The 19,162-nt window shown below is 45.8% G+C and carries 13 protein-coding genes and 1 tRNA gene; 5 read left to right on the top strand and 9 right to left on the bottom strand.

The window, feature by feature from the left end; translation table 11 throughout:
• Window positions 1-537: 537 nt before the first annotated feature.
• The 3 genes from Q4Q49_RS03095 to Q4Q49_RS03085 are packed head-to-tail and all read right to left on the bottom strand — an operon-like array spanning window position 538 to window position 4,295.
• Window positions 538-1,545 (bottom strand): LacI family DNA-binding transcriptional regulator, encoded by a 1,008-nt coding sequence (locus Q4Q49_RS03095; RefSeq protein WP_311998605.1) that lies wholly within the window; start codon window positions 1,543-1,545, stop codon window positions 538-540.
• A 58-nt stretch (window positions 1,546-1,603) separates the two neighbouring features.
• Window positions 1,604-2,929: a glycoside-pentoside-hexuronide (GPH):cation symporter gene (locus Q4Q49_RS03090; RefSeq protein WP_311998604.1), complete on the bottom strand. Its 1,326-nt coding sequence runs from the start codon at window positions 2,927-2,929 to the stop codon at window positions 1,604-1,606.
• Window positions 2,930-2,939: 10 nt separating this feature from the next.
• Window positions 2,940-4,295: a GH1 family beta-glucosidase gene (locus Q4Q49_RS03085; protein ID WP_259527107.1), complete on the bottom strand. Its 1,356-nt coding sequence runs from the start codon at window positions 4,293-4,295 to the stop codon at window positions 2,940-2,942.
• Window positions 4,296-4,562: 267 nt separating this feature from the next.
• On the opposite strand from Q4Q49_RS03085, the gene Q4Q49_RS03080 reads away from it, so the two are divergent.
• The 4 genes from Q4Q49_RS03080 (at window position 4,563) to Q4Q49_RS03065 (ending at window position 12,052) form a co-directional block, all read left to right on the top strand.
• Window positions 4,563-5,858 (top strand): sugar MFS transporter, encoded by a 1,296-nt coding sequence (locus Q4Q49_RS03080; RefSeq protein ID WP_311998603.1) that lies wholly within the window; start codon window positions 4,563-4,565, stop codon window positions 5,856-5,858.
• Between the two features lie 83 nt (window positions 5,859-5,941).
• Window positions 5,942-8,602, top strand: a complete 2,661-nt coding sequence (locus Q4Q49_RS03075) for an exo 1,3/1,4-beta-D-glucan glucohydrolase (RefSeq protein ID WP_311998602.1) — start codon at window positions 5,942-5,944, stop codon at window positions 8,600-8,602.
• A 202-nt stretch (window positions 8,603-8,804) separates the two neighbouring features.
• Window positions 8,805-9,701: a fructokinase gene (mak, locus tag Q4Q49_RS03070; RefSeq protein ID WP_006080720.1), complete on the top strand. Its 897-nt coding sequence runs from the start codon at window positions 8,805-8,807 to the stop codon at window positions 9,699-9,701.
• Window positions 9,702-9,931: 230 nt separating this feature from the next.
• Window positions 9,932-12,052: a methyl-accepting chemotaxis protein gene (locus Q4Q49_RS03065; protein ID WP_006085035.1), complete on the top strand. Its 2,121-nt coding sequence runs from the start codon at window positions 9,932-9,934 to the stop codon at window positions 12,050-12,052.
• A 241-nt stretch (window positions 12,053-12,293) separates the two neighbouring features.
• On the opposite strand, the gene Q4Q49_RS03060 is transcribed toward Q4Q49_RS03065, so the two are convergent.
• From Q4Q49_RS03060 to rpsU, 5 genes are all read right to left on the bottom strand, one after another.
• Window positions 12,294-12,370, bottom strand: a tRNA-Ile gene (locus tag Q4Q49_RS03060).
• 255 nt (window positions 12,371-12,625) lie between these two features.
• Window positions 12,626-14,464, bottom strand: coding sequence for an RNA polymerase sigma factor RpoD (gene rpoD / locus Q4Q49_RS03055; protein ID WP_106649811.1), 1,839 nt, complete (start codon window positions 14,462-14,464; stop codon window positions 12,626-12,628).
• Between the two features lie 135 nt (window positions 14,465-14,599).
• Window positions 14,600-16,324 carry a DNA primase gene (gene dnaG, locus Q4Q49_RS03050; protein ID WP_220592304.1) on the bottom strand — a complete coding sequence of 575 codons (1,725 nt, stop codon included), beginning with the start codon at window positions 16,322-16,324 and terminating at the stop codon, window positions 14,600-14,602.
• A gap of 83 nt (window positions 16,325-16,407) precedes the next feature.
• Window positions 16,408-16,851, bottom strand: a complete 444-nt coding sequence (locus Q4Q49_RS03045; protein ID WP_006080724.1) for a GatB/YqeY domain-containing protein — start codon at window positions 16,849-16,851, stop codon at window positions 16,408-16,410.
• 6 nt (window positions 16,852-16,857) lie between these two features.
• The gene (gene rpsU / locus Q4Q49_RS03040; RefSeq protein ID WP_006080725.1) at window positions 16,858-17,073 is read right to left on the bottom strand and encodes a 30S ribosomal protein S21; all 216 of its coding nucleotides are present in this window, start codon (window positions 17,071-17,073) and stop codon (window positions 16,858-16,860) included.
• 215 nt (window positions 17,074-17,288) lie between these two features.
• On the opposite strand from rpsU, the gene tsaD reads away from it, so the two are divergent.
• A complete protein-coding gene (gene tsaD, locus Q4Q49_RS03035; RefSeq protein WP_006085036.1) occupies window positions 17,289-18,305 on the top strand; it encodes a tRNA (adenosine(37)-N6)-threonylcarbamoyltransferase complex transferase subunit TsaD in 1,017 nt (338 codons plus the stop codon).
• 95 nt (window positions 18,306-18,400) lie between these two features.
• Here the strand turns inward: tsaD and plsY are convergent, their stop codons facing one another.
• On the bottom strand, window positions 18,401-19,012 hold the full coding sequence (gene plsY / locus Q4Q49_RS03030) for a glycerol-3-phosphate 1-O-acyltransferase PlsY (protein WP_106649814.1): 612 nt from the start codon (window positions 19,010-19,012) through the stop codon (window positions 18,401-18,403).
• Window positions 19,013-19,162 lie beyond the last annotated feature (150 nt).

The raw sequence follows: 19,162 nt of genomic DNA, 5'->3' as shown, positions 1-19,162 counted from the left end.
CCGTTGAGTAGATATTCAGGCTACAACTCTCTGATTTTGTTTTTGGGTAGAACAAATTATGTACAGCTTGCTCATATTCTTGTTCGAGTTAGGTTTATGTAAGCGCTTACATAAAGCTAGTTTAAATTATCAGCAGAGTCAACGGTAAGTTACTTTATTGTTGCAATATCATGTTGTTCTTGTCTGCGAGTTTATTCTAACCCATTGTTTTAAAATGAAACCAGTTTTATATTTTGTTACATATTGATGATGTTGTTTGTGAAAGAAAGCATGCTAACTCTACTTTATGAACTTCGTAATGGCGTGTTTTGCCATTTGGTGAATAGATAAAGTGTGAGGATATTTTGCGTAAGCGGGGGAAATATAGCGTGAGTTTCTCTTGCTGTTTTTGAGTGTTTTTTATACTTAGCTTGAGTCGGGCCTGTTTATTTTTGCCTTTGAGTTCAAGCGAAAAAATGCAGTGCCTTGCCCACTGGGTCGCCCCATCAGGGCAACTTAAGTATTTGAGTAGACTAGGGGAGTCTACGCCTTAGAGATTTAACTATTTATGATCTTAGTTGCTGAATTTCTTATAAATAGTGATGGGGTGAAACGACTAACAATTTCCACGTCGGTTTTATTGTATACGTGTTTTAGTACCCAGAGCGCCGCCATTTTACCCATTTCATGGATGGGGTTACTGACTGAGGTGAGCTTAGGGGAAATATACTGGGGAAACGGGATATTATCGTAACCCATGAAGGATAAATCTTCGGGCACCCTAAGCCCTTGTTCAAGGCAAGTTGAAATCGCACCCGATGCCATTTGGTCATTGGCGCAAATCACCGCAGTAAATGGCCGTTGCAGGCTGAGCAAATGTCGCATGCCATCGCAACCGCTCGACTCTTTAAACGTCCCTTCGTAGAACAGCTCACTCTCATAGGGAATGGCCGATTCAGTGAGCGCTTTCTTATGGCCCATCAGGCGTTGCCTAGCATCTAGTTTGAATAAAGGTCCTGATATATAAGCAATATGTTTATGCCCTAACGACAACATATGCTGAGTCGCGAGGTAACCGCCAAGCTCGTTATCGAGATAAATACAGCGTTCTCGTATGGCGGCAACATAGCGGTTAATCAGTACGATTGGCGTGCTGCGCTTACAGAGATCGATAAGGTAGTCATCTGAAACCGCTTCCACATCGATAATTAACGCATCACAGCCGCGATCCAGTAAAAATTGCACCGCATCCTTTTCTAGGGATTCATTGCTTTTACCCGCGGCAATAATGACGTGTTTACCCGCATCGCGCAGGGCATCTTCAATTTCAGTCATCATAGGCCCATAAAATGGGCCATCGAGTTGTGATACCAAGACGCCCACACTATTTGAGCAGTTGGACGCTAATGATTGGGCTATCGCATTGGGGCGATAGTCCAACTGAGCCATAGCGTCTAATACCTTTTGTTTGGTTTTCTCACTGACATTGGTGTTTTTATTCATCACCCGTGACACAGTCGCAAGTGACACGCCTGCAAGTACCGAAACGTCGTAAATAGTGGCCATATCATCTCAGATTAGAGGTACTGAAAAGTACAATGCCTTGAAGATTAGCATATTTTTATTAGCTGGCTCTATTTAATTCCAGATGGATTTCATCCACTTTCTGGTTATTTAGCGTATAACGACGCATGATAAATGCGACCAAAATTGAGCCGATAGCGGGATAAAGGGTAAATGAAATTAAGATGCCATTGAGCGTCGTTTCACTCTGAACGGCATCGGCTTGATAGCCATAACTTGCCAGTAACCATCCCGCCGCCGCACCGCCAATCGCGACGCCAAGCTTGATAAAGAAAATCACCGAGGAGTAAATCATGCCAGTGATACGCACGCCGGTTTTGTATTGACCATAATCGACCGTATCCGCCATTTTTGCCCAGAGTAATGGCGTGGCCATATTGAAGGTAAATCCCCAGACAACATAAAGAGTGAAGGCGAGAACGACTTGATCTTTAGGGACAAAAAAGTGCAGTACACACAGGGTCGCGGCTAGGAGTTGCAACACAATATAGGCTTTAACCTTACAAACTCGCTTGGCTAATGGCTCAGCGAGAATGCAGCCAAAAATATTGCCCACCATACCTAAGGTGATGAAAAGAGTGATCATATCCGGCAGGTTAAGAAAATATTTTACGTAGTAAATGGCGAGACTAGTGCGCAATACCATGCCGGATAATAGGCAAACTGCAGCGGCGGATAACACTCGCCATTGGTCATTCTGTAATAGATAGGTAAAGTCCTGTTTAAAGCTGGAATTTTGATCCACGGGCGGATGTAAGCGCTCTTTTGTGCCCCAGAAGCAGGCCAAAAACATGGCAACCCCTAAGATACTCATGGCGAGAATTGTGAGCTGATACCCTTTTGCTTGGTCACCTTTACCGAGAAATTCGACGAGAGGCAGGGTGAGTCCTGAGACAAGTAAGCCACCGAGCATGGCGAACACAAACCGATAGGATTGCACCGAAACCCGCTCTTTGGGATCGGCCGTCAGTACTCCACCTAAGGCGCAATAGGGAATATTAATGGCGGTATATACCATCATCAATGCTGTGTAAGTCACGAAGGCATAAATCATTTTCCCATCTTCAGATAAATCAGGGGTCGTAAATGCCAATACACTGATAATCCCAAAGGGCAGGGCAAACCAGAGTAAATAGGGTCTGAATTTACCCCAACGGGTGTTCGTGCGGTCAGCCAATGCGCCCATTAAAGGATCGGTGACGGCGTCAATTAACCGTACGAGCAGAAACATAGTGCCGACAAAGGCGGGTGAAATGCCAAAAATGTCGGTGTAAAAAAAGGTAAGGAACAGCATAACGGTTTGAAAAACGATGTTGCTGGCAGTGTCGCCAAGCCCATAGGCTATTTTTTCTTTTATGCTAATCATGGCTTTAGCCTTATTTATTATTGTTATTAGTTATGTGAGCCCTTGAGCGAATCAAGTCGCTGTAGGCTTGACCACTGGCCTTTATCGTTCTGGTTTGGCTTGCATAATCCACATAGACAATGCCAAAACGTTTTAAGTAGCCTTCGGCCCACTCAAAATTATCCATCAAGCTCCAGGCAAAGTAACCTTGAATGTTAACACCTTGTACTATGGCATTGTCTACTGCGGTTAAATGGTGCTGGTAATAGCTGAGCCTATCGAAGTCATCGACACGCCCATCAATGCATTTATCGTCCATAGCGGCGCCATTTTCTGTGATGAAAACAGGTGGTAAATCATAGGTTTGATTTAAAGAAACCAGTAAATCGGTAAAGGCCTGTGGATGGATCTCCCAGCCTATGTCGGTTTTAGGTACCCCAGGTAAATCAACTTGCACAAATCCATGTTCGGCATCGGCCTGATATACGGCGCGGGTATAAAAATTTACACCCAAAAAATCAATTGGTTGACTTATAAGCTCAAGGTCTCCGTCGTGAATTTCCGGTCTGTCTTCTGGCGCTAATGCTGTGAGAAGGTCTGGGTATGCCGCATCGAAAATGGGCTTGATATACCACTGGTTAAAGTAATCATCGGCTTGTTTTGCGGCTTGAATATCGGCAGCACTTTGGGTTAATGCGTAGCAAGGCGTGAAGTTAAGCACTATGCCATTCATGCTGTTAGGGCTGTTCTTTTGCAGCACTTGCATTGCTAAGCCGTGGGCGAGCAATAGGTGGTGAGCCGATTGACGGCCATAGGCTTTTTTCATTAAACCTGGGGCGTGAATGCCTGCCTCATAGCCTAAATATGAGCTGCAAAAGGGTTCGTTTAAGGTGGCGTAGGAATACACTCGGTCGCCGAAGGCTTGGCTTATTTTGTCTGCATAGTCTTTGAAAAGGTAAGCGGTATCTCGGTTTAACCAGCCGCCTTGATCCTCAATATGTTGAGGAAGATCCCAATGGTAAAGCGTGACAAATGCTTTGATATTTCTACGTTTTAGTTCGTCTAGAATGCCAATGTAGAAATCAACTCCCTGCTGATTAATGCTGCCATCTTGATTTAAGACGCGTCCCCATGCGATGGAAAAACGATAGGCATCAACCCCGAGTGACGCGATTAAGGCGATATCTTCTTGCCATAGATTCAGGTGGTTGCAGGCGACATCGCCATTGGAGGCATCACGGATTTTATCTGGTGTTGCACAGAAGGTATCCCAAATACAGGTTTGGCGAGAGTCCACGCCACCTTCGATTTGAAAGGAAGCGGTCGCCACACCAAAAGTAAACGCTTCACTTTGGAGTCTCGAGTTCTTTGGTAAAGATATTTTCATATATTCAGTCACTTAATTATATTTTTGAATTCATGCCTGCGATTTAAAACACAGAGTTCAAGATAAAGAGAGTAAAGATGCTTGCCGACTGTCACTAAAAATATTGACTTTGGTTATCGACATGTTAACAATGAAAGCGCTTACATCGAGGTTAGTGACTAATCATAAAAAGGTCAATATGTGATTTGGATAAATTAATCACGCCATTTTGACTAAGAAGATTAAACGTTTTTATCTAGATAATCGGTTGGGGAGAATAGGGCAAACATGGCTATTGCAAATGAAACTGAGGCGAGTGCAGTGAGTGAGGCAACAAGGAGTGTGCACCAGAGTGGCAACTTTAAGTTCGCTTTAGTGGCATTAACATCGTTGTTTTTCATGTGGGGATTCATTACTTGTCTTAACGATATCTTAATACCTTATTTAAAAAACATGTTTGAGCTGAATTACGCCCAAGCCATGTTGGTGCAGTTTTGTTTTTTTGGGGCTTATTTTATTGTCTCAATCCCAGCGGGTGCACTTGTGGGTAAGATTGGTTATCAAAAAGGCATAGTCACTGGGCTTGGTATTGCGTGTTTAGGCTGCTTATTATTTTATCCTTCAGCGAGTTTCGCTTCGTATTGGATGTTCCTAGGCGCTTTTTTTGTTTTAGCCTCTGGCATTACCATTCTGCAAGTGGCGGCTAATCCCTACGTCAGCGTGCTGGGACCTGCAAAAACCGCGTCATCGAGACTCACTCTGACCCAAGCGTTTAATTCCTTTGGCACCACAGTTGCTCCGTTTTTTGGTAGTTGGTTGATTTTATCGACTTCACATCAAATGACGGGTAAGGCTGCTCCTGACCTTGTAGTCAGCGCTGCGGCCCAAGCGAGCACAGTACAAGTTCCCTATTTGATTTTAGCGGCCAGTTTATTTGTGCTGGCGGTGATTTTTATACTGTTAAAGCTGCCTTTTTTAGGTAAAAAACTGCCTGCGAGCAGTGCTAAAGTGCTGGGCAGTGTATGGCAATTTCCGCATCTTGTTCTCGGTAGCGTGGGGATTTTTGTGTATGTGGGCGCAGAAGTCGCCATTGGCAGTTTTCTGATTAGCTTTTTAGTTCAGCCCGATATTGGCGGTTACACCCACGCCGAAGCCGCGCACTATATTGCTTACTATTTTGGTGGCGCTATGGTTGGGCGCTTTATCGGCGCGGCTGTGATGCAAAAAATCAAAGCCGGCAAAGTATTAGCCTTTAATGCGATTTGTGCTTGCCTGCTGGTGGCTTTAGCCATGTTCAGTACCGGGGCGATGGCGATGTGGGCCTTACTGTTAGTTGGGTTATGTAACTCTATTATGTTCCCGACCATTTTCAGCCTGGCATTACAAGATCTTGAACAACACACTAGCCAAGGTTCAGGCATTTTATGTTTGGCGATTGTGGGCGGCGCGATTGTGCCCTTATTTCAAGGTATGTTAGCCGATCATTTTGGTATCCAATTGGCCTTTATCTTACCGCTACTTTGTTATGGTTTTATCGCCTATTACGGGGCTAAGGGCTCTGATGCCCCAAGACCAAGATTTTAAATTAATTAAAACACGACGATTAAACACATGGATGCGCACACGGCGTGTGTATTAAGACATTTTATTTTTTGAGGGCGAGAATTATGAGCGTTATCGCATTGAGACCTAAAATCTTTAGTTTGAGTTTATTGGCTGTGCTGACCTGCGCCAGTTTAAGCGGATGCAGCAAAACAGAGCAGATAAAAGCAGCTGACAGTCAGTCTGTTAAGCCTAGTGATGTGGCCGCATCTAGCTCACCTAATAGCCCCAATGGTTACAGTATCAATGGTAAGTCTACCGATATTAATATTTGGCCGCAGTTAACTATCCCCCATAAAAATCAAGAAGATGTTGAAAAACGCGTCGCAGATTTATTGGCAAAAATGACGCTAGAGCAGAAAGTTGCGCAGATGATCCAACCTGAGATCCGCGATATCACGGTCGAAGATATGCGCAAATACGGTTTCGGCTCTTATTTGAATGGTGGCGGTTCTTACCCGAACCAAGATAAACATGCGACGCCGGCAGATTGGATTGCCTTAGCCGACGCTATGTTTCAAGCTTCAATGGATGACTCGCTCGATGGCATCAGTATCCCAACTATGTGGGGCACGGATGCGGTTCATGGTCACAACAATGTGATTGGCGCAACACTGTTCCCACATAACATAGGGTTAGGTGCGGCCCATCATCCTGAGCTTATTCAGCAAATTGCTGCGATTACTGCCAAAGAAGTCATGGTGACGGGAATTGATTGGGTATTTGCGCCGACTGTCGCTGTGGTGCGTGATGACCGCTGGGGACGAACCTACGAGGGGTATTCAGAAGATCCTGTCATCGTTAAATCCTATTCGCACGCAATTGTCGAGGGATTACAAGGGGGCAATGATAAAGACTTCTTATCAGATCAGCATGTTATCGCTACGGTAAAACATTTCTTAGGGGATGGTGGGACCGAAGGCGGGGATGATCAGGGCGATAATATCGCATCCGAACAAGCCTTGTTTGACATTCATGCCCAAGGTTATGTCGGCGGGTTAACTGCGGGCGCGCAAACGGTAATGGCCTCATTTAATAGCTGGCACGGCGCTAAAAATCACGGTAATCCTTATTTATTGACCGATGTACTTAAGACTCGCATGGGCTTTGATGGCTTTGTCGTTGGCGATTGGAATGGTCATGGGCAGGTTGAAGGTTGCAGTAACGAATCCTGTCCTCAGGCCGTTAATGCGGGCTTAGATGTATTTATGGTGCCTACGGCCGCATGGAAACCCTTATATGAAAACACTATCGCGCAAGTTAAGTCGGGTTTGATCAACCAAGCGCGGATTGATGATGCCGTGAGTCGTATCCTGCGCGTTAAAATTCGGGCGGGATTATTTGAAAAGCCAAGTCCAGCTAAGCGTCCTTTATCGGGTAAAACCGAGTTAATTGGACAAGCTAGCCACAGAGACGTTGCGCGCCAAGCGGTGCGTGAATCATTGGTATTATTGAAAAATAATCAGCATTTACTGCCGCTATCGCCCAAAGCTAAAGTACTCGTCGCGGGTGATGCCGCCGATAATATTGGCAAGCAATCGGGTGGTTGGTCTATTACTTGGCAGGGTACAGATAATCAAAATGCAGATTTCCCTGGAGCGACATCGATTTATGCCGGCATAGCAAAAGCGGTTTCTGCCAGTGGTGGTAACGCTGTGCTGAGTATTGATGGTCAGTTTGATACTGCGAATAAACCCGATGTGGCGATTGTGGTATTTGGTGAAGAGCCCTATGCCGAGGGCAATGGAGATATCGATAATCTTGAATATCAAAGGGGGAATAAGCGTGACTTAGCTTTATTACAAAAGCTCAAAGCCGCAGGGGTTCCTGTGGTCTCTGTGTTTATTAGCGGCAGACCTTTGTGGGTCAATCCTGAGCTTAATGCCTCTGACGCCTTTGTCGCCGCTTGGTTGCCTGGTACTGAAGGGGCAGGGATTAGTGAAGTGTTATTCACTCAAGCTAATGGTGATGTTCAGTATGACTTTACTGGTAAATTGTCTTTCTCATGGCCGTCGACACCGCAGCAAACTCAAGTGAATGTTCACGACAGTGATTATTCGCCATTACTTCCCTATGGCTATGGCCTGAGCTATGCGGATAAGGCAAATAGTACTGCGCCTGCGATATTATCGAATAGTTTGTCTGAAGATAATTTCAGTGAACAAGTGCAACTCAGCCAGAAGCCGTTATTCGAGCGTGCCGTTAAGGCGCCTTGGAAGATGCTGATTGGCAGTGTTGAAGGTGAAAAGGTTTCGATGGAACCTATCGCCAGCAGCGTGCAGTCGAATGATGTTGTCACGATCAAAACCTTTGATAAACAAGTACAAGAAGATGCTCGCCATGTCAGCTTCAACGGTAAGGCGCTTGGTTTTGTGAGTTTGCAGGGGAACTTCCCTGAAGACTTACGGGCTTATCTGGCGAGCGAGTCAGTGTTGAGTATGCAGGTCAAAGTCGGTTCATCGATTAAAGCGCCTGTTAATGTTGGCATGACCTGCGAAGGCGATTGTCGAGCCAATGTGGACATCAGCACTCAGCTAAGCGCGTTAAGCCTTGATACTTGGAGTGAACTAAACATAGATCTCACTTGCTATCAGGGGCAGGGGATTGATTTTGGTAAAATTATCTCGCCTTTCATATTGTCATCATCGGGCGCTGTGGATATCAGTTTTAGCGATATCACCTTAAAGCCAAAAACGGCGAGTATGGCGTCAGTCGAGTGTCCGTAATGTAAAATCCCAAGGCGCAGTTGGCTCGTTTACATGACGACTGCGCCTTCATTGTTTGTTGTAATAAACAGCCTTTACTTTGACAGGGGCTAATGTTGTTTTTGACCTGAGGCAGTTTTCAATTACAGTGTATGGCATCAGGCAGTAGAGCCGAGCTTCACTGAGCCGCTTTGCGTTAAATATATTGAGATGGAGTAAGTTGATGTTACGAATTGGTATCGATCTTGGCGGCACAAAAATCGAGTTAGTCGCATTGGATGACGATGGTAAAGAAGTGTTTCGTAAACGCATCCCAACGCCAAGAGAATATGTTGCAACAGTCGATGCATTAGTCGCACTCGTGACAGAAGTCGAAGAGAGCCTGCAACAAACCGCCACAATAGGCATAGGTATTCCTGGGGTGATTTCTCCTTTTACTGGCCTAGTTAAAAATGCTAATTCAACGTGGATCAATGGCCATCCCCTCGATGTGGATCTAGGCGCTCGATTAAACCGTAAGGTGAAAATCGCTAATGATGCTAACTGTTTTGCCGTATCAGAAGCGGTCGATGGCGCAGCTGCTGGCAAGTCAGTGGTCTTTGGCGCCATTATTGGTACTGGATGTGGTGCAGGTATCGCCATCAAAGGCCAAGTGCATGATGGTGGTAATGGCATCGGCGGTGAGTGGGGTCATAATCCTTTACCTTGGATGAAAGCCGATGAATTTAATACCACGACGTGTTTTTGTGGTAACAGAGACTGCATCGAGACGTTTATCTCAGGGACGGGTTTTGTACGCGATTTTCGCGCAGCAGGTGGCGTTGCTGACAGCGGTATTGAAATCGCTCAAATGATGCAAGCGGGCGATCCGCTGGCAACTCAAGCTTTTGATCGCTTTATCGATCGTTTAGCCCGCTCATTGGCCCATGTGATCAATATGATGGATCCTGATGTAATCGTCCTTGGCGGCGGAGTGTCCAACATCGATGCCATTTACACTGAATTGCCAAAAGTTTTACCGCTATATGTGGTTGGCCGTGAGTGTCACACTCCGGTTGTTAAAAACTGTTATGGGGCTTCATCGGGCGTACGTGGTGCCGCTTGGTTGTGGGGACGCTAACTTTAACCTTAATTTGAAATAGTGTTTGATATTTAAGGCCGAATTCATTTATTTGAATTTGGCCTTTTTTTGATTTTGTCATTCTAAAGTTTTACATTTCATTAGCAACTCTTTATCTTAAGTGCTGGTAATTCTTACGCTAAGTGCTATTTTTAATGCTGGGTAGAAAGTATAAAAATGAATTAGATCATAATAATTACGCTATTGTCGTTCTCTTGGGAGTTTACTAGATGAAGCATTTGTCCATCAGTACTAAGTTGTTGTGGATTACATCAGCATTATTTTTATCGATAGTGGCTATTTTATCTATCAGTTTATGGTGGACGCTGTCGGCTCAAAACGCACAATTGTCGGATCAAGTTCAAAATACCCTACAAACGGAAACGCGGGATAAACTCGAAGCCCGCGCAGGTGAATATGGCGAAATGGTCGCCGGATTTATTAATGAAGCTTATCGTATCCCTTTTTCTTTTGCGGGTATGCTTGAAAGTACTGCCGAGGAATTACCCTTAAAACGTGACCGCTTAGAACTCGCAGTAGCGGCAGTGCTGAAGAAAAATGCGCAAGTCTCTTCCATGTATGCCCAGTTCGAACCTAATGGTTATGATGGGCTCGACAGTGAGTTTTTGAATGTTAATGTCAGTCACAGTGTGGCGACATCTGGCGCTCTAGAGGTCTATTACACCCGTAACGACGATGGCACTGTGGAGCATAACCAAGTTGAAGATTCGGCAGAAAAGTACCTCACTAGCTTAAATGAGTTTGGGATCCGTGATGCTGAATGGTATTTATGTGGTAAAGAAACCTTAAAGCCCTGTTTAATGGAGCCGTACTTATACGAGATCACTCCAGGCAACAAAGCATTAATGACCTCGTTGACTGTGCCCGTGCTTAAACATAAGCAATTTATCGGCATAGTCGGTGTAGATGTAAACTTGCCAGTGTTTCAAACCCTTATCGATAAGTTATCCAAAAGCCTCTACGATGGACAAGCAAAAGTCACTTTGCTGAGTACCCGTGGTTTAGTGGTCGCGGCAAGTCATTACAGTAAAAAGGCGCGTCCATTAGCTGAGTCGATAAATCCAACTCTCGCCTCGCAAATTATCTCGTTGCACAAGAATTCCGGCTACATGGTTAACGATGATGAAATTATTGTTGCCTACCCCATTAAGATCCCGCTAGCGAATGCCGAGTGGTCCTTGGTTATCCAAGTACCGACTGCACAGGCGTATAAAAGCTCGATTGAGCTTAATAATGATATGGATGAAATGGCGACTTCCTTAGGCAGTTTGCTGCTGATCGTGGGTATTGTGGTATCGATTGCCGCTGTAATTACCATTAGCTTAGTGATCCGTAGCATTATCTCACCATTGAGAATGATCCAAGGCCGGGTAGAGCACCTTGCGAGTGCCGATGGCGATTTAACGCAATCGATTGAGGTTGATTCCCATGCTGAATTGATTGCGCTAGCGAAAGGTTTCAATTCCTTTATTTATAAACTTAAAAATTTGATTGCCGAACTGAAAACGCTTGCGAGCCGCTCTCAGGAGGAAAGCCAAGCCTCTGCCAAAATTGCGCAGCTCACCCGTGACAGCGTGAATCGCCAGTACGGTGAAATTGAGAGTGTAGTAACGGCTGTGAACCAAATGAGTGCTACTGCACTTGAGGTTGCTAAGGCATCAGAGCAAACGGCGGCTGAAACTGAAGCTATGTCGCGAAATATTCGTCATAGCGAAGAGAGCCTGACTAAGGCAATGGGTTTTGTCGCGACTATGTCTCAGGAGTCTATGGAGGCTAAGCTGGCGGTGAGTAAAGTGGCTGAAAGCAGTATGAACATCAGTCGTATCCTTGAGGTGATAAGCTCCATTGCCGCACAGACTAACCTGTTGGCACTCAATGCGGCGATTGAAGCTGCAAGGGCGGGTGAGCAGGGACGAGGCTTTGCTGTGGTTGCTGACGAAGTCCGCGCGCTAGCATCTAAGACTCAGAGCTCGACGAACGACATTAGTACCCTTATCGACGCACTGCAAAAAGAGGTCCAAAGCGCTTCTGGCATCATAGATAAAGGCGCTGAGCGGGCACAAATGGCCGTATCTCAAACTGAGCAAGCGTTAAACTCATTGAATTCAATGGTGAGTCAGATTGGGGAAATTTCGGGCCAAGTGACCCATATTGCCGCCGCCGCAGAAGAGCAGAGTGCGGTGACTGAAGAGGTTAATCGCAATATCACCGGGATTTCTGATTCGGCTTCTGAACTTGCACGTCTTGCGGGTGAAGCACAGCAAAGCAGTGTAGTTTTAGCAAACTTAGTGAAGCAGCAGCATGAGCAGTTAGGTAAGTTAAAAACCTAGCACGCAGAGGTTTACTGAATTAGCGCATTGATTTTAATTAGGCTCTTTGATTGTGTTGCTGGTTAAACACTGACCAAAGGGCCTATCTTTATGGTGATGTTAACTAACAATACATAGGCAGAAGCCATAAAATAGTCAGCGAGCCAGCTGTATATGCATGGTGATTATACTGTGATTAGCAGGATAAATTTTTTAGATACAAAAAAGCCCATTTTTCAATGGGCTTTTTCGTTGAATCGGGTGGTGGCCCCTCACGGACTTGAACCGTGGACCTAACGATTATGAGTCGTGTGCTCTAACCAACTGAGCTAAGGGGCCGACTTAAGGTAATCGTCATTACCTGAAGCGGGTGGAAGTATACTAAGCTTACTTACGCTTGTCACCCGTGTTTTGGCTTGAAATACACACAACTGATTCAATTGGTTATCTGTTAATCAACTTAAATGTAATCGTCGCCTAAATTTAGGGCTTCGATACTGTGCTGATGTCGATATTAGCGTATGAGAGGCAATAAAAAGCCCTGAATAGGCAGGGCTTCAAATCTTACTTAGCTGACTTTAGGCTGCTAACGGCCTATTCATCTAGGAATGATTTTAAGATTTCTGAGCGTGAAGGGTGACGCAGTTTGCGCAGTGCCTTAGCTTCAATCTGACGAATACGTTCACGGGTTACGTCGAACTGCTTACCCACTTCTTCAAGAGTGTGGTCAGTGTTCATATCGATACCAAAACGCATACGCAGTACTTTCGCTTCACGGGCGGTTAGACCTGCTAACACTTCGTGTGTGGCGTTTTTCAAGCTTTCGCTGGTCGCTGAGTCCAGTGGTAGTTCGAGGGTCGTATCCTCGATAAAATCACCTAAATGCGAATCTTCATCGTCACCGATTGGAGTTTCCATGGAGATAGGTTCTTTGGCGATTTTCAGTACCTTACGGATCTTATCTTCCGGCATCATCATACGCTCAGCCAGTTCTTCAGGTGAAGGCTCGCGGCCCATTTCCTGTAGCATTTGGCGAGATATACGGTTCAGCTTGTTGATCGTTTCGATCATGTGTACTGGAATTCGAATGGTACGCGCTTGGTCGGCAATAGAACGAGTAATCGCCTGACGGATCCACCAAGTTGCATAGGTCGAGAACTTGTAACCACGACGGTATTCGAATTTATCCACGGCCTTCATCAAGCCAATGTTACCTTCTTGGATTAAGTCCAAGAATTGCAGACCACGGTTGGTGTATTTCTTCGCGATAGAAATTACCAGACGTAAGTTTGCTTCAACCATTTCTTTCTTCGCACGGCGGGCTTTAGCTTCACCGATTGACATACGACGGTTGATGTCTTTAATGGCTGAAATCGCTAAGCCAGTTTCTTCTTCAACTGCTGCAAGCTTAGTACGACAACGGATCACGTCGTCTTCAACCATTCTTAGGCCTTCGGCATAAGGTTTAGTTGAGGCTTTTTCAGTGTTGAACCAATCGAGGTTGGTTTCGTTGCCAGTGAAGAATTTAACAAAATTTTTCTTCGGCATTTTGGCTTGTTCAACGCATAGTTTTAACACTAAACGTTCTTGAACACGCACGCGATCCATCATAGTGCGCATGCTTTTTACTAAACGGTCAAACTGTTTAGGTACTAAGCGGAATTCTTTGAAGATTTCACCAATTTCGAATAGTGCTTTTACCGATTCTGGGTGTTCACGGCCCTTAGCTTCGATAATTTTCAGTGCACTTTCGTAGGCGGTTCTCAGTTGAGCGAATCTTTCGCGTGCTTCTTCAGGATCAGGCCCTTTGTTGCCTTCTTCTTCATCTTCACTGTCTTCGTCATCATCTTCGTCATCTTCATCGTCCAGCTCTTCTTCAGATAATTCTGAGCCGATGTGAGTTGCTGTCGGTGCGACGTCTTCTTCGTCCGGGTTAACAAATCCAGAGATAATATCAGATAGGCGCAGTTCGTCGGCTTCAAATTGGTCGAATTGCTCAAGGATCATCGCGATCGCTTGCGGGTACTCGGCGACTGAACTTTGAACTGTGTTGATGCCTTCTTCGATGCGTTTGGCGATAACAATTTCGCCTTCGCGGGTCAGAAGCTCAACGGTACCCATTTCACGCATGTACATGCGCACGGGATCGGTTGTGCGGCCAAGTTCGCTTTCTACTGTTGCGAGTGCGGCAGCGGCTTCTTCAGCGGCATCTTCGTCTGTGTTGTCTTCCGACATCATCATGTCATCGGCATCTGGGGCTTCTTCGAACACCCGGATACCCATGTCATTTATCATCTGGATAATATCTTCGATCTGGTCAGAATCGACCATGTCTGCAGGTAAGTGATCGTTCACTTCTGCATAGGTTAAGTAACCTTGCTCTTTACCTTTGGCAAGCAACAGCTTAAGTTGCGACTGCGGAGTATGATCCATAGATATCATCCAAGTTGGGAAACTGTTACAACGACGGACACTTAGCATAAGCTAAGTGCCGCGCAAATCGTCAATTATAGCCGTGTGCACATGTCTGTGCTAGTCACTGGGACAGTGAATGAGGACATTTTTGCCTCAGTTCAACCCTTTCATGACTGAGATCAGCTTCGAGAGCTGCATCTTCTCTTCTTTAGTATGAGTCTGTTTTAGACTCAATTCCTGATATCGTTGTTCAATATATTGATTGTTCAACCAAACCAGGGTTTGTTTAAACTTTTCGAGCAAGTTTTCATCCGCCACTTGATGGTCCCATTGGGCCAATTTATGCAGAGTGCCGCTATAAGGGTGCTCTCTGAATTGTTCAAGTAGTTGTGCGCTGTTTAACGTTTGCTCTCGAGTCATCTCCAATAACAGTGGCAGCAATTCTATGCCTGGCATCTGTAAGTGGGCGAGTGCGGGTTGTGGGGGTAAACCCATACCCAGTTTAGGATGCTGTACTAGCAATGCGATGGCGAGTCGCAAGGGTGTACCGCGTCCTTTTAATCCATTATTTGCCATTGGTTTAGCTTGTTTCACGCTAAAGCCTAGCTTCTTTTTCATATCTTCTGAGCTGTTCATTCCTAACTTGTGAGCTAAGTTCTCAAGCAGTAAGTTTTGCAGCACAGTGTCTTGAATTTTTTCAATTAAGATAAAAGCTTGTTTCGCTAAGTTGCCTTTATCTGTACCGTATTTTGTCGCTAATGTATCAAATAGAAACTCTGGTAGTGCTATGGCTGAATCCATTAAGGTTTCAAATGCATCTTTACCAATTTTACGTACCATAGAATCAGGATCTTCGGCCTGAGGCAGGAACATAAATCGCACTTGATCGCCTGGCTTTAATAATGGCAATGCCGTTTCTAGTGCGCGCCAAGCCGCTTCAGTACCCGCTCTGTCACCGTCGTAACAGCAAACCACTTCTTTAGCGCTGCGCAGCAAAAGCTGAAATTGCTCCGCTGTAGTCGAAGTGCCTAATGACGCGACAGCATAATCGACACCAAATTGCGCCAATGCCACCACATCCATATAGCCTTCAACGATCAGCACTTTGTCCGGATCGCGATGGCGTTGTTTTAGTTCATAAAGACCATAAAGCTCATTGCCCTTATGAAATATGGGCGTTTCTGGAGAATTCAAGTATTTGGGTGTGCCATCACCTAAAACTCTGCCGCCAAAACCAATGACTCGTCCGCGCCTGTCGCGGATAGGAAACATCAGGCGGTCACGAAATCTGTCGTAACGTTTCCCACTGTCGTTGCTAATTAACATACCCGCAGTCAGTAACTTATCCTGCGCATCCTGATTCTGACGATAGCGGCCCAATAAGCCGTCCCAACCGTCTGGCGCAAAGCCAATACCAAAATGTTCGACTACATCATCGGATAAACCGCGATAGGCAAGATAATCGATAACTTTTTGTTTATCTTGGTGTTGTCTAAGTTGGTTTTGAAAGTAAAGGCTCGCTTCTTCCATGAGTTGGTATAAGTCACGACTTAAACCGTCATCATGTCGCTTGCCTGTGCCTTGTTCTCTGGGAACCTCTAATCCAAGCTGGCCCGCCAAATCTTCAATGGCATCAATAAAATCGAGTCGGTCATACTCCATCACAAAATCGATGGCGTTGCCGTGAGCACCGCAGCCAAAGCAATGATAGAACTGTTTATCACGGCTGACGGTAAACGAAGGTGATTTTTCGCTATGAAAAGGACAACAGGCCGAGTAGTTCTTACCCGCCTTTTTCAAGGGCACCTTACGATCGATAAGTTCGACTATGTCAGTGCGAGCGATTAGCTCATTGATAAAATCACGAGGTATTGCCATTGAGTGCTTAAAATCCCGCCTTGCGCGAATTTAAACAAACAAGCCGCGCATAGGCACGGCTTGTTCATACAGTGAAACGCTAATTATTGCAATTTTGCACGGATCATAGCGCCGATAGCGCCCATGTCTGCACGTCCTTGCACTTTAGATTTCAATGCTCCCATTACTTTGCCCATATCCGCCATGGCGGATGCACCTACTTCTACAATAGTTGCATCGATGAGCGCCGCGACTTCCGCCTCTGTAAGAGGGGTAGGCAGGAAAGCTTCAATAACTTGAATCTCTGCTGCTTCCACGTCGGCCAACTCGTTACGACCCGCTGCTTCAAATTGAGCAATCGAGTCACGACGTTGTTTCACCATTTTGGTTAAGACCGCTATAACCTGTTCATCAGTCAGAGATTCGCGGGTATCCACTTCAATCTGTTTGATGGCGGCTAATGCCATACGAATAGTGCTCAAGCGCGCCTTCTCTTTGGCGATCATGGCCTGCTTCATGTGGTCTTTTAGCTGATCAATTAGGCTCATATGAGATTAATATAAACGTACGCGACGTGCGTTTTCGCGAGAAAGCTTCTTAGCTAAACGTTTAACTGCAGCTGCTTTTGCGCGCTTACGTGCAGTAGTTGGCTTCTCGTAGAATTCACGAGCACGCACGTCGGCTAAAATACCAGCTTTTTCACAAGAGCGCTTGAAACGACGCAGAGCTACGTCGAATGGTTCGTTTTCACGTACTTTAATAATTGGCATACGCCATCACCCCTTAGGTGTAGGTTGTTCTGGTTCAATTACTCGAACCAAGTCTATTTAAAATGGTGCGGAATTTTATACCGAGACACCTAGGCTTGTAAAGCCCTAAAACTGAGCTCAGTCCTATAGTGGACTCAATATGGCCTGTGCGACTGGAGTAATCGAGCGCTTGCAGGTAGAATTAGCGCCCTTTTGTTAGCAATTGATGAGACACCATGCGGGTTCTAGGTATTGAAACATCTTGTGACGAGACAGGTATCGCCGTCTATGACGATGAACTGGGCTTATTATCGCACACTTTATACAGTCAGGTTAAGTTGCATGCTGACTATGGTGGTGTGGTGCCTGAGTTGGCGTCGCGTGACCATGTACGCAAAATTGTGCCGCTTATTCGTCAAGCGCTGAAAGATGCGAATACTGAAATGGCTGATCTCGACGGGATTGCCTATACCAAGGGCCCTGGTTTAATTGGCGCTTTGCTTGTCGGCGCCTGTGTGGGGCGTTCACTGGCTTTTGCTTGGGACAAGCCTGCAATCGGTGTGCACCATATGGAAGGGCACCTGCTGGCGCCTATGCTCGAAGATGACGCGCCTGAGTTCCCCTTTGTGGCCTTATTAGTTTCCGGTGGCCATTCAATGTTGGTTAAAGTCGATGGGATTGGCCGTTATGAAGTATTAGGCGAGTCGGTTGACGATGCCGCGGGTGAAGCATTCGATAAAACGGCTAAATTAATGGGGCTGGATTATCCCGGCGGCCCGCGCTTAGCGAAACTGGCCGCTAAAGGCTTACCTGCAGGCTATAAGTTCCCGCGTCCTATGACCGACAGACCTGGTCTCGATTTTAGCTTTTCGGGTTTAAAAACTTTTACCGCCAATACTATTGCCGCTGAACCTGACGATGAGCAAACGCGCGCCAATATTGCCCGTGCCTTTGAAGAAGCCGTGGTTGATACGCTAGCGATTAAATGTCGCCGTGCGCTGAAGCAAACTGGCTATAACCGCTTAGTGATTGCCGGTGGCGTGAGTGCGAATACGCGCTTAAGGGAAACCTTGGCCGAAATGATGAACTCGCTAGGTGGACAAGTGTTTTATCCCCGCGGTGAGTTTTGTACCGATAACGGCGCGATGATTGCCTTTGCGGGATTGCAGCGTTTAAAGGCGGGACAACACGAAGATTTAGCGGTAAAAGGTCAACCTCGATGGCCATTAGATACTTTGCCACCTGTGGCATAACACGCCTTTGATGCCGATGTATTGATGCTGAAATAAAAAACTGCGCTTTTAGCGCAGTTTTTTATTGGGGTAATTTTATTGGGCGTAATGTGATCTCAAGATTTTTTTGGACGCTTCTTGCGTGACACTTTAGATTCTTCACCCTTGAGTAAGCGCTGAATATTGTCTTTATGGCGAATGATGATAAGTGTCGACAACATAGCAACGGGAATGGTGAATCTGTCGTCTAGCCACCAAGTATAAAGGGGCGCCAGTAAAGCGGTAAGAATGGCGGCAAGGGACGAATAGCGGCTAATTAACAGCAAGATAACCCAAGATGCCATTAAGCAAATCGCTAAATCATCGCCGATGGGAGCCATAGCGCCAAAGGCGGTAGCAACGCCTTTGCCGCCTTTAAAGCCAAAAAATACCGGATAAATATGCCCAAGGCATGCGGCGATGGCGATAAGCCCGAGTGACACTGCATCTATGCCCATGAGATAAGCTAAATAAGAAGGCACGGCACCTTTGAGCATGTCGAAAAACAACACCATGGCAGCCGAACTCGCGCCGCCAATTCTTAGTACATTGGTGGCGCCTGGATTGCCTGAACCTTGCAATCTTGGATCGGGTAGACCTCTCATCCTACAAACCAGCACGGCACTTGAGATTGAACCTGCTAAGTAGGCGGCCAAAATCATCAAAAGTGTCTGTGTTAATGGACTCACATTGGTTTCCTTACGCGTCTTAAGGTATTATCGCGCAACAATTTAAAAAGCCGACCCAGTTGCCAATCCCGCTATAGGTTTGTGCGATAACTCGCCTAGTTAGGGCTGAGATATTCTCTGAATGAGCAAATCCTTTTAGGGCGTTATCCT

It is taken from the genome of Shewanella sp. SP1S1-7, assembly GCF_031932105.1.
Lineage (GTDB): Bacteria > Pseudomonadota > Gammaproteobacteria > Enterobacterales > Shewanellaceae > Shewanella > Shewanella baltica.
The sequence above is the reverse complement of the archived record's forward strand: the minus strand, read 5'-3'. Positions and strand labels throughout refer to the sequence as shown.

Coding starts and splice junctions, on each gene's coding strand:
- Q4Q49_RS03095 (WP_311998605.1), bottom strand. CDS start 1,545: ATGGCCACTATTTACGACGTTTCGGTACTTGCAGGCGTGTCACTTGCG.
- Q4Q49_RS03090 (WP_311998604.1), bottom strand. CDS start 2,929: ATGATTAGCATAAAAGAAAAAATAGCCTATGGGCTTGGCGACACTGCC.
- Q4Q49_RS03085 (WP_259527107.1), bottom strand. CDS start 4,295: ATGAAAATATCTTTACCAAAGAACTCGAGACTCCAAAGTGAAGCGTTT.
- Q4Q49_RS03080 (WP_311998603.1), top strand. CDS start 4,563: ATGGCTATTGCAAATGAAACTGAGGCGAGTGCAGTGAGTGAGGCAACA.
- Q4Q49_RS03075 (WP_311998602.1), top strand. CDS start 5,942: ATGAGCGTTATCGCATTGAGACCTAAAATCTTTAGTTTGAGTTTATTG.
- mak (WP_006080720.1), top strand. CDS start 8,805: ATGTTACGAATTGGTATCGATCTTGGCGGCACAAAAATCGAGTTAGTC.
- Q4Q49_RS03065 (WP_006085035.1), top strand. CDS start 9,932: ATGAAGCATTTGTCCATCAGTACTAAGTTGTTGTGGATTACATCAGCA.
- rpoD (WP_106649811.1), bottom strand. CDS start 14,464: ATGGATCATACTCCGCAGTCGCAACTTAAGCTGTTGCTTGCCAAAGGT.
- dnaG (WP_220592304.1), bottom strand. CDS start 16,324: ATGGCAATACCTCGTGATTTTATCAATGAGCTAATCGCTCGCACTGAC.
- Q4Q49_RS03045 (WP_006080724.1), bottom strand. CDS start 16,851: ATGAGCCTAATTGATCAGCTAAAAGACCACATGAAGCAGGCCATGATC.
- rpsU (WP_006080725.1), bottom strand. CDS start 17,073: ATGCCAATTATTAAAGTACGTGAAAACGAACCATTCGACGTAGCTCTG.
- tsaD (WP_006085036.1), top strand. CDS start 17,289: ATGCGGGTTCTAGGTATTGAAACATCTTGTGACGAGACAGGTATCGCC.